Annotated in this window: 2 protein-coding genes; both read left to right on the top strand. The window is 61.2% G+C overall.

The window, feature by feature from the left end; translation table 11 throughout:
• Positions 1-324 precede the first annotated feature (324 nt).
• Positions 325-1,344, top strand: coding sequence for a DUF3667 domain-containing protein (locus tag ABEL04_RS06715; RefSeq protein WP_375801616.1), 1,020 nt, complete (start codon positions 325-327; stop codon positions 1,342-1,344).
• A gap of 391 nt (positions 1,345-1,735) precedes the next feature.
• Positions 1,736-3,141: N-6 DNA methylase (locus ABEL04_RS06710; protein WP_375801615.1), on the top strand; the 1,406-nt coding region annotated here is incomplete at its 3' end.

The raw sequence follows: 3,141 nt of genomic DNA, 5'->3' as shown, positions 1-3,141 counted from the left end.
TCCACCGCCGTCGGAAGGGGCATCGTCTTCAGTAAAGTCATCCATGGCGGTTCGTCGTCGTGAAGAGATTGTGGGCGGATTGTGGATCCTTACGGACCAACCTTACGGATCGGACAGGATGGGTTCTGTTTCCTTCTCAGCACCGTTGTGAGTACCATCTTGATGGCGGCAAGATCGGTGGGGCGAGGAGGATGTGGCACATGGTGGCACATGAAAGTCTCCCCGGTGGTCGTTAGCATATCCAGGGTCGATCGAGTCTAATCGTTTCTGCAGAAGGGAAGCATATCTGTGTCGCCAAACGAGGAGAGTCAAAAGAAGGAAACCGTGTCCGACTCGACTGAGGAGGCTTCCTCCCGGGCACTTGTCAAAACCAGAACGTGCCAGAACTGCTCCCGGCGATTCGTTGGCAACTACTGCCCGAATTGCGGGCAGGAGGCTGCCCCACCCGATTCGGTGCTTGGGACCCTGAGCATCTTTTTTCGGGAGCTGGTCGACATCGAGGGCGGTCTGTGGCCGACACTGTGGGCCTTGACCGCCCGCCCTGGACACGTCCTTGCCCGCTATCTGAATGGGGCCCGCCAGAGGCTCATGCATCCGGGGCGTTACCTCCTTGCCGCCATCGTCGTGGCTTTCGGGACCCGGCAAGTCTTTACTTGGCTGGGGCTGCGAAACCCCTACGGCGAACGGGTCTCAGCAAATCTCTCCAGAAAGGAAGCGGCCAGGGTCGATCCAGAAACGGCAAGTGAGATTCAGTCTCTGCTGGCCTCAACGGCAAATCGTGTTATCGAGTCGCAGAGCTTCCTCATCGCTACGAACCTTTTGCTTACGGGTCTTTTGAGTCTCACGATCTGGCGGCTTTTCCGGAACCACTTCGAGCGAGGAGCGCAGGCCGTGGCCTTCTCGGCGTTTCTGGTGGCCCACACGACGTTTCTCGAAACGGCCGCGAAGCTGTTGTACGTGCCGGTAGCGCAGGTGAACGCCGGCCCGTCGGCGGATCTTCCTATCAGCGTCTCAGTCGCCATTGCCGCCGTCTACGTGGGGGTTGTGGTCCCGAGGACCTTCGGTGAGGGATGGAAAAGTGTCGTCAAGGGCCTGCTCGCTCTCGGGTGGGCGGCCTTCGAGTATGTGCTTATTTCAGGGCTTGTGATCGGTGGATACGTCGCCTGGGTGTTTCGCACCCGCCTCAAGGATGAGAACGCGAAGGAAGAAATCGAATTTGGGCTGTCCCTCGGGTCCGCCGGGGAGACGGGGGCGATGGCTTTAGAGATCCTCCCTGCAGTGGCCATCATCCTCGGCCCTTTTCTCCTTCACGCCGCCCTGGAGGCCTACTACCGCCTGCGGTAACTTCTTCCGGAGACCGCCGGGGGTTGGGGGGCGGCAGTGGACGATGAGGCTGAATTAGAAAGCCACGGGACGGTATTTTCGACGGAGGACCGAAATTCTCTGTTATTGCAATGGCAACCTTCCTTTGTCTGGGTGTTCGCCAGGTCTCCGGCTGCAACGGCAGTCATTTCGATGACCCTGGGCTTCGGGACCCTCAGTAGCATTGCTTGCCTTTGCTTGGGCCAACACCTTCCTTCCAAAGTGTGCCCTCAACACTTCCGTACGGGCGCATGCACTGATACAGGCACACTCTGGCGGCAGTGGACCCGTTTCGTTCTGAAGCCCTTCGCAGAACTCTGATCGGCATCTGATGGACGGTACTCAACAAGATTTGCCCCTCGAAACCGACCCCATGAGCCTCACCCTCGACGAACTCGACAGTCACCTCTTCAAGTGTGCGGACATCATCCGCAACGCCGTCGACAAGACGGACTACAAGGACTTTATCCTGCCGCTGGTCTTCTACAAGACGATCAGCGACACCTACCAGGACCGCTACCAGGAGGTGCTCGAAGAGGAAGCCGACGGCGACGAGGAGATTGCAAAGATGGAGGCGTGGTACGACTTCGTGGTACCCGAGGAGCACAGCTGGGAATCCCTGCGGCAGACCGGTACGAACGTCGACCAGGCGCTCAACGAGGCGTTCGATGCGATCGTGAAGGCCAACCCGAACAAGCTGGAGGGCGTCTTCCGGGCCGACTTCGTGGACGCGGACGCCCTCGACGACAGCCGCCTGAGCAAGCTTGTCGAGCACCTCTCGACCTACAACCTGTCCTCAAGACGCGTACCCCCGGACATGCTCGGGGAGGCGTACATGGACCTCGTGCGCCACTTCGCCAACGAGGAAGGGCGGGACGGGGGCGAGTTCTTTACGCCGCCGCAGATCGTGCAGCTGATGGTGCGGCTGGTCGCCCCGTTTGAGGACGGGGATCGGTTCCACGACCCGACGTGCGGCTCGGGCGGCCTGCTGGTGGAGGCGGCCCACCACTTCCGCGACGCGCAGGACGGGGACCCCTCGCGGCTGGAGCTGACGGGGCAGGAGCTCAATCCCGACATTGCGGCGATCGCGAAAATGAACCTGTTCATCCACGGCTACAACGGCGCCATCGAGCGGGAGGACTCCCTCGGCGCCCCGCAGTTTACCGACAACGGCCGCTTGGAGCGGTTCGACTACGTGCTGGCAAACTTTCCCTTCTCGGCAGACTGGCCCAAGAGCGACCTGCAGGACGACGCGTACGGCCGCTTCGACTGGCATGAGAAGCTGCCCCGCGCGGATCGGGGGGACTATGCCTTCATCATGCACATGGCAAACCAGCTGAACGACAGGGGCCAGGCGGCGATTGTCATTCCCCACGGCGTCCTCTTCCGAAAGTACGAGGGCCGCTACCGGGAGCCGATGCTGGAGGACGACCTCGTGGAGGCGGTGATCGGGATGCCCGAAAACCTGTTCCAGAACAACTCGATTCCCAGCGCGATCCTGCTTTTGAACCGCGACAAGCCGCCGGAGCGGCAGGGCGAGGTCCTGTTCGTCCATGCCGCCGACGAGGCCTTCTACCGGGAGCTGTCCAACCAGAACGAGCTCACGGAGGAGGGCTTGGGCCACATCGTCCGAAACTTCAACGACTGGACCACGGAGGAGCGGGTGAGCCGCGCGGTGCCGATCGAGGAGATCCGCGAGAACGACTACAACCTCAACATCGCGCTCTACGTGGACACGACGGAGCCGGAGGAGCCGATCGACGTGGCGGAGGAGCTGAC

Origin of the sequence: Salinibacter sp., assembly GCF_042218895.1 — a bacterium.
GTDB lineage: Bacteria > Bacteroidota > Rhodothermia > Rhodothermales > Salinibacteraceae > Salinibacter.
Note: the sequence above shows the minus strand (reverse complement) of the source record. Positions and strands in the feature narration are given on the sequence as shown.